Source organism: Vibrio sp. TRT 2004 (genome assembly GCF_050113735.1).
Lineage (GTDB): Bacteria > Pseudomonadota > Gammaproteobacteria > Enterobacterales > Vibrionaceae > Vibrio.
The window spans coordinates 1-7,829 of sequence record NZ_JBNJOH010000077.1 but is presented as its reverse complement, the minus strand read 5'-3'; the positions used below and the strand labels follow the sequence as shown (position 1 = coordinate 7,829).

The window sequence follows — 7,829 nt, the reverse complement described above, 5'->3', positions numbered from 1 at the left end:
GCAGGTCTATCGCCAAGCGGTAAGGCAGCGGCTTTTGATGCCGCCATTCCCTGGTTCGAATCCAGGTAGACCTGCCATTATTTATCGGTTCACTAGATGCCACATCTATTGTTCCTGGTTAGGCCATCAGTAGCCTGACATATACAACGTTATCTTGATTTTACCAATTATCAGGATGACTACAGAATACGATGCGGAAATGGCGGAATTGGTAGACGCACCAGATTTAGGTTCTGGCGCCGCAAGGTGTGAGAGTTCAAGTCTCTCTTTCCGCACCATTCTTTAAGCCTCTCTTTGAGAGCACTGCAGGTCTATCGCCAAGCGGTAAGGCAGCGGCTTTTGATGCCGCCATTCCCTGGTTCGAATCCAGGTAGACCTGCCATTATTTATCGGTTCACTAGATGCCACATCTATTGTTCCTGGTTAGGCTCTCAGTAGTCTGACATATACAACGTTATCTTGATTTTACCAATTATCAGGATGACTACAGATTAAGATGCGGAAATGGCGGAATTGGTAGACGCACCAGATTTAGGTTCTGGCGCCGCAAGGTGTGAGAGTTCAAGTCTCTCTTTCCGCACCATTCTTAATCACTATGGCTACGTAGCTCAGCTGGTTAGAGCACATCACTCATAATGATGGGGTCACAGGTTCGAATCCCGTCGTAGCCACCATTCCTAAGCGTTTTTAAATGAAAGCTTTTAGGAAAAGATGCGGAAATGGCGGAATTGGTAGACGCACCAGATTTAGGTTCTGGCGCCGCAAGGTGTGAGAGTTCAAGTCTCTCCTTCCGCACCATCTTGAACAATAAAAGTTACGCGGAAATGGCGGAATTGGTAGACGCACCAGATTTAGGTTCTGGCGCCGCAAGGTGTGAGAGTTCAAGTCTCTCTTTCCGCACCATTCTTTAAGCCTCTCTTTGAGAGCACTGCAGGTCTATCGCCAAGCGGTAAGGCAGCGGCTTTTGATGCCGCCATTCCCTGGTTCGAATCCAGGTAGACCTGCCATTATTTATAGGTTCACTAGATAAGCATCATTTGATGCCCCATCTATTGTCCCTGGCTCGGCTCTAAGTAGCCTGCCATTATTTATAGGTTCACTAGATGCCACATCTATTGTTCCTGGTTAGGCCATCAGTAGCCTGACATATACAACGTTATCTTGATTTTACCAATTATCAGGATAACTACAGAATACGATGCGGAAATGGCGGAATTGGTAGACGCACCAGATTTAGGTTCTGGCGCCGCAAGGTGTGAGAGTTCAAGTCTCTCTTTCCGCACCATTCTTTATAAAACCCAGCTTTTAGCTGGGTTTTGTTTTATCTACTCTATGGAAAATTTGGTCGACGAACGATGTCGAGAGATAAAAAAATCCAGCCGAGGCTGGATTTTTTGCTTAGAGTCATGACTTTTAAATTTGCTTAGAAATTACTTTCTTAGCCTAAAAGCCCCAACGCTGAGTTGGGCGCTTGCTTTGCTTGAGCAAGAACAGAGCTCGAAGCCTGAGTAAGGATCTGAGATTTCGTTAGAGCTGTCGTCTCTTTCGCGAAGTCTGTATCCTTAATTCGGCTCTTAGACGCATTCACATTTTCGTTAATGTTATCTAAGTTATTGATTGCATGGTTGAAACGGTTCTGGAATGCACCCAGTTCTGCACGATGGCTATCAACAAATTTAAGAGCCGCATCGACAATCGCTACCGATTCTTGTGCACCACCAACCGACGTTACATCGATCGTGTCAACGGTAACCGCTTTAGCTTCACCAATACTTAGTTCACCCGCTAAGCTACCACCAAAGGTTGCAACGCCTTCAACGCGGTTGTTATCGGTAAATAGCTGTAGCTTGCCATCTTGATCGACTGACGCTTTAACAAGATCAGTTTGACCATTGATGTAAGTCGCTAGCTCTTCGATATCGTCACCAGCTTTTGCGTTAATCGCTACGTTTTGCTCTTGTCCAAACTTGTCAGTTAGCGTGATTGTAAGGTCATTTGCCCCACTCTGCACTGCCCAGTCTTTACCTTGGCCATTCGCTGCCACGTAACTGTTACCACCCATCATAGCGTTGTCGCTACGCATATTGTTCATGGTAAGCATAACGGCTTCACCGTTGTCCGCACCAATTTGGAAGGACTTGGTCGCGAACGTACCATTCAGTAGCTTGTTACCACCAAAAGAGGTTGTTTCTGCGATACGGTTAAGTTCATCATTCAGTGCCGTGATCTCTTCTTGAATCGCTACACGCTCAGACTTAGAGTTAGAGCCGTTAGCTGATTGAAGTGATAGATCACGCATACGTTGTAGGATGTTGGTTGTTTCGTTCATGGCACCTTCAGCTGTTTGTGCCATCGAAATACCATCGTTTGCGTTACGTACTGCGACGTCTAAACCTCGGCTTTGTACATTCAAACGGTTAGAAATTTGTAGACCCGCAGCGTCATCTTTTGCGCTGTTGATCTTAAAACCGGATGAAAGTCTTTCCATCGATGCTTGTTGAGCAGTTGAAGCGCTATTCAAGTAGCGTTGTGCTGTCATTGCCGCGACGTTTGTATTTACATTAACCGCCATAGTGGTTCTCCTATTGATTTCCGTAGACCGGAGGTAAAGGTTTCCGACGTCTCGGCAAACCAATTAGTTCTCTCAAAGTAACCTTATTAGCGACGTTAATCTGATTAACTTTAGAGCTATTTGGTCAATTTCTATAAAAAAATGGGGTTAACCGTAGCAGATTGATGCGGTTAGCAGATATGAACTTAATTGCTAAAGAAATAGGAACTTCAGCCGATAACGCGCGTTTTCGCTGTCGAGGGAGTAAATTTAAAGATAGTTTTCTTTGGGCAAAAGAAAAGCCCCTTTTCCTTTGAGAGAACCGGGGCTATTTGGTAGCCAATGCCAATATGGAGATCGAGAGAAATGATCACAGCCTGGCTGCCGCGCTACATAGGTGACTCCAGTGATGGAGCAGGTGAGAGAGAGAACTCCATTACCTAATCACCTATGTTTGCCGTCAAACTTCCACTAACCCTACGTCTAGGTTTACGTTAGTGAAAAGGTTGACCACTACTGCAATAGTGACATTGCAGAGTTTGGCAACTGTTTTGCTTGAGCAAGTATTGAAGTACCTGCTTGTTGCAGAATTTGTGCTTTTGTCATCGCCGTAGTCTCTTTCGCGAAATCAGTATCGCGGATTCGACTGTTCGATGCTTCTACGTTTTCTTGGATGTTAGCCAAGTTGTTGATGCTGTGACTTAGACGGTTTTGTTTCGCACCTAAATCAGCACGTTGTGAATCTACGTACTTCAGTGCCGCATCCACAATACCTACCGCGTTTTGAGCGCCACCAACCGAACGAACATCGATGTTCTGTACTGTTGTTTGCACACCAGGGCCACCGTTTAGGCCAAGTTCACTTGCAAGACCACCTGAGATGTTCAGGTTACCCTCTAAATTAGGCTCTGCGGCAAAGATCTGCAGTCTTCCATCTTGGTCTACAGACGCTTTAAACTTGTCTGTTTGGCCGTTGATATAAGTTGCAAGCTCTTCGATGTCGTCGCCTTCTTTAGCGATAATATCGAGTGTCACTGCTTCACCATCTTTCGTCGTGAACTCAAACTTCAAATCTTTTGCTGCGCTTGGTACACCCCAGTCTTTATCTTTGGCTTTCTCAGGGTCAGAGATAAAAGTTTGTCCGCCCATACGGAAATCGTCTGCACGTACACTGGTTAAGCCCATGATGATCGCTTCACCTGAACTCGCACCGATCTGGAATGATGCTTCGCCAAATGAACCATTCAGCAGTTTACGACCACCAAATGATGTTGTTTCCGCGATACGGTTTAATTCATCTTGCAGTGCCGCTACTTCTTCATGTAGAGCTTGGCGCTCTGACGCAGAGTTAGTACCGTTTGCTGATTGTAGTGACAAGTCACGGATACGTTGAAGAATCGATGTTGACTCATTCATTGCACCTTCAGCTGTCTGGGCAATAGAAATACCGTCGTTGGCATTACGCATTGCTACGTCAAGACCACGAGACTGAGCCGTTAATCGGTTCGAAATCTGTAGGCCAGCCGCATCATCTTTTGCACTGTTGATCTGTTGACCAGAAGACAAACGCTCCATAGAGGTATTCAGATCACCCGTTGCTTTGTTTAGGTAACGCTGGGCTGTCATCGCCGAAACGTTAGTATTTACTGTAATGGTCATAGTTTGCTCTCCTATTGAGTTCGCAAGTGCTTGCGAAGCGGCCAGCTTTGTCTCATTTGGAAGCACTGACCGTAAATGCCTTGCTAAGCAGATCGATTACCTGCTTAAAACTAATTTGTTTAACTCTCAATTAACTGATTCAAGTTGTGTGCCAATTTTAAAAATCCGGAAAATAAATTTATTTATCCTTATTTATTAGCAACTTGAATCTAGTGATTGCAAATTATCCTAATTGAACAAATTACACTCACCGCCTGCGGCAAGCTCGTTGCCGCTCTTTTGCCACCTGACTTGCCACTCATCGTAGTTTCGTTTTGCTGGCAAACTACATCTATCTCGCTCTTATGGCATGGCGCATAAGGCATTGAGATTAGATGTAGTTAAATAGTGTTAAGTCTTTGGTTTTACCAAACGCTTGTTGTGACGCTTGCAGTGCTCGCGAGTTCTCGTTGAATTCGATAATCGCTTCTGCATAATCCAGATCTTCAAAATTACTTTTTGATTTAGCCAACGTCATTTTGAAGTCGTCATGCTGCTCTTCTTGGATATCAAGTGTATTTAGCCTTGCACCCACATCCGTGCGCGCCTTGTTCAAATGAATGAAAGCGGCATGGAACTCTTGTGTAATCTGATGTAACTGAGCGGTGTTGGATGCGTCTGATACCGAACCTCGTGAATACTCCATCGCATCTTTAAACGTTTCAAACACACTGAAGGTACGTCTCGGCTCTAAGCTGATCTCATCACCTTTGGTAATCTGGCCTTTGACCTGAATTTTCACGCCTTCGTATTGAATGCCTTTGGCAGGGTCAAAGGTGTCTGCTTTAACGACTGAACCATCACGTTCCAACTGGTATCCATATTTGCCGTCGGGCATATCGACAAAAGTGACTTTATAGGTCGACTGATCGTCTGGATTAATGTTGATAGCACGCTCTAGTAACAGTTCTGATGCATCTTTTAGGTTGTACTTAGGTTCAAAATCACCAAATGGATTGTCTATTTCCATATACAGCTTGCTGCCTGGATCATTGATCGGCATTTCTAAGCTGTTGGAGATCTTCATCTTGCGTTGATAGTCATCGCCTGCATACACCACCTCTCCATCCTTATCACGGAAGAATGGTTGGTTTTTAGGTTTAGTACCGGCAAAGATATAGTTGCCGGATTCATCTTGAACATTGACCAAGTTGAGGAAGTTATTGGCAATCTCTTGGATCTCTCTACGCTTCGCTAATCGGTCTTCTGGTGATAAGGCACCATTGATCATTTCCATCACCGTGCGTTTCGCTTCATCAGCAAACTGTTCCGCATTGGAGATAATGACCTCATGGTGCTCTAGACGATTGCGAGTCAACACAATCGCATCAGTAAACTGACGTAATTGCTCTTTTTGCTGACCAATATTTTGGATGTAATGCGTTGCCAGTGGATCATCACTGGCTTTCATTAACTTTTTACCCGATGCTAACTGCGCCTGATTATGGTGTACTTTCGCTTCGGAACGACGCAAATCATTCTGTACTGATTGATAGTTATGGAAGCTAGAAATACGGTTCATCATTTATGCCTCCTTATCTCAACGCCAGAATGGTGTTAAAGGTATCATTTGCCGCCTGCATGATGCGTGAGGAAGCCATATACGCTTGCTGGAACTTCATCATGTTTGCCGCTTCCTCATCGAGGTTAACGCCAGAAATCGACGCTACACGTTCCTGCGCAGCTTCTTTTTCCAAACGCGATACATCTGTCAGCCTTGAAGCGGTCGACATCTGCAAACCAACGTTTGTATTGAGGTTGTGATAAATATCCAGAATGGTCGATTCGCCATCATTGAGCTTTTTATCGGTCTGGATATTTTGCATTTTTAGCAAGTTGCCGTTATCACCTTCTGAAGGGACAAGGTTTGCCGTAAACTTGTCATTCGGCAACGCACCATCGGTCAACTCAAATGAGGTGCCCTGCACTGTCACAACACCCGATGGTGGGTAGTCTCGTGGCTCAAGCAGTACATTGCCTTTGGTGTCAGTAACGGCAAACTGTTTGCCATCCGGTGAGATGATGACTTCAAACTCACGTAATGCACCTGCTTGTTCAATACTGAACTTCGCCTTGCCTTGAGCAAAGGTTGTGGATGCTTCATAACTTTGTGCGGCAATATCACTTGGGTCATTCGTTGCCATCTTCATCTGTGCCGCGCCACTTCGAGTTGGTCTCAACAGAACGCGCTCTCCAGACTCTAGATCCTTACGAATATCGATACGGATACCGTCAAGTGTGATGGCATTGTCGACAACGGGAACAATAAATTGCTCTCCAGAAGGACGCGTTATGTAGTAATCCCCGCCCGTGTATTGCAGAGAGTACTCGCCACCAACTAACTTGCTGGTATCTTCAATAAACACCGCAACATCAGCACTTGAATTCGATGACGTCACAACTCTAGACTTTGCCACCACATCCGAGTTCACATCGGTAAACATCAGACCACCAATGTTGCCTCTTAAATCCAGACCTTGAGACTGGAGCTTGTTGACTTGGTATGAGAATGAAGTCGCTAATCGTCCTAACTCATCCATCAATTCTGGAATTTTCTCATCGCGCATCGAGAGCATAGCTCCGATTTTGCCATCAATATCCTTGGTGGTAATCGCCTTGATACCTTTACCTTCAATCATGGCAAGACGACGCTGATGAACATCTGGATAACCATCAATCATCTTGAGTTCACTCGCTTCAGTTCCTGAAACGAGGGTGTGACCATTACCAATGTGAATATTGAAACCTTCAGCGTTTTTACGTGGCGTAACGGTTACCTTGGTGTACTCAGACAGTTCCGCGACCAATTTTTCATGGGTATCCATCAAATCATTGTGTGGCCCAGGTGTACGCATCATCAATCGATGTAAGTCTCTAATTTCCAAAGCAAGTTGATTGACACGCTCTATGCCGAGCTCAAGTTTTTTATTAGTGACATCGGATTGACGACGGATGGTTTCATGGAAATCATTAAGGTTTTGCGTAATCAGATTCGCTTTCTCTAACACAACCTTACGTGCGCCCACATCATTCGGACTGTCTGCGAGTGATTTCACTCCATCGAACCATTCATTAAGATTTTCAGGAATTTTTTTCGATGCCACTGAAGAGAGCATGCTCGATAGCATCTCTAAATTGCCTTCGTCATCGACTTTATGCGCATAGTTAGTGGTAGAGACATTGAGTTCATTGACGGCAAACTGATCCCAAGAGCGGCGAACTTTTTCCACATGGACACCCATACCGTAGGTTTCCCCACCGTATTGGCGTGGCATGTTTGTGCCTTGTATCACCGACTGACGGCTGTAACCCTCTGTATTTACATTAGAGATGTTATGACCAGTGGTGTTGAGTTGTCTCTGAGCCGTCAGTACGCTTTGCGAACCAAGATTCAGAAGATCAGACGCCATATTGCCCCCAAGAAACCTTTAAAAATCAGTGTTAACTGAATATCTGAATTAAGATTTGCAATATGTGTGCCAAAGCGAGAAGCGAGAAGCGAGAAGCGAGAAGCGAGAAGCGAGAAGCGAGAAGCGAGAAGCGAGAAGCGAGAAGCGAGAAGCGAGAAGCGAGAAGCGAG

Annotated in this window: 5 protein-coding genes and 9 tRNA genes; 9 read left to right on the top strand and 5 right to left on the bottom strand. The window is 45.1% G+C overall.

The window, feature by feature from the left end; translation table 11 throughout:
• Positions 1–2 precede the first annotated feature (2 nt).
• From ACQEXR_RS19410 to ACQEXR_RS19370, 9 genes are all read left to right on the top strand, one after another.
• Positions 3–77, top strand: a tRNA-Gln gene (locus tag ACQEXR_RS19410).
• Positions 78–193: 116 nt separating this feature from the next.
• A tRNA-Leu gene (locus ACQEXR_RS19405) sits at positions 194–278 on the top strand.
• Positions 279–307: 29 nt separating this feature from the next.
• Positions 308–382: transfer RNA gene (locus ACQEXR_RS19400), tRNA-Gln, on the top strand.
• 116 nt (positions 383–498) lie between these two features.
• Positions 499–583 (top strand) — tRNA-Leu (locus ACQEXR_RS19395).
• 14 nt (positions 584–597) lie between these two features.
• Positions 598–674: transfer RNA gene (locus ACQEXR_RS19390), tRNA-Met, on the top strand.
• 39 nt (positions 675–713) lie between these two features.
• A tRNA-Leu gene (locus tag ACQEXR_RS19385) sits at positions 714–798 on the top strand.
• Positions 799–818: 20 nt separating this feature from the next.
• A tRNA-Leu gene (locus ACQEXR_RS19380) sits at positions 819–903 on the top strand.
• A 29-nt stretch (positions 904–932) separates the two neighbouring features.
• Positions 933–1,007: transfer RNA gene (locus tag ACQEXR_RS19375), tRNA-Gln, on the top strand.
• A gap of 193 nt (positions 1,008–1,200) precedes the next feature.
• A tRNA-Leu gene (locus ACQEXR_RS19370) sits at positions 1,201–1,285 on the top strand.
• A gap of 153 nt (positions 1,286–1,438) precedes the next feature.
• On the opposite strand, the gene ACQEXR_RS19365 is transcribed toward ACQEXR_RS19370, so the two are convergent.
• From ACQEXR_RS19365 to ACQEXR_RS19345, 5 genes are all read right to left on the bottom strand, one after another.
• A complete protein-coding gene (locus ACQEXR_RS19365; RefSeq protein WP_426952485.1) occupies positions 1,439–2,572 on the bottom strand; it encodes a flagellin in 1,134 nt (377 codons plus the stop codon).
• 492 nt (positions 2,573–3,064) lie between these two features.
• The gene (locus ACQEXR_RS19360; protein WP_426952483.1) at positions 3,065–4,210 is read right to left on the bottom strand and encodes a flagellin; all 1,146 of its coding nucleotides are present in this window, start codon (positions 4,208–4,210) and stop codon (positions 3,065–3,067) included.
• A 370-nt stretch (positions 4,211–4,580) separates the two neighbouring features.
• Positions 4,581–5,774, bottom strand: a complete 1,194-nt coding sequence (flgL, locus tag ACQEXR_RS19355) for a flagellar hook-associated protein FlgL (RefSeq protein WP_331416043.1) — start codon at positions 5,772–5,774, stop codon at positions 4,581–4,583.
• Positions 5,775–5,784: 10 nt separating this feature from the next.
• Entirely contained in the window at positions 5,785–7,659 is a 1,875-nt protein-coding gene (gene flgK / locus ACQEXR_RS19350) for a flagellar hook-associated protein FlgK (protein WP_426952480.1), read from the bottom strand.
• On the bottom strand, positions 7,641–7,829 hold a 189-nt coding region (locus ACQEXR_RS19345), incomplete at its 5' end, for a hypothetical protein (RefSeq protein ID WP_427020952.1). The genes ACQEXR_RS19345 and flgK, both read right to left, overlap by 19 nt.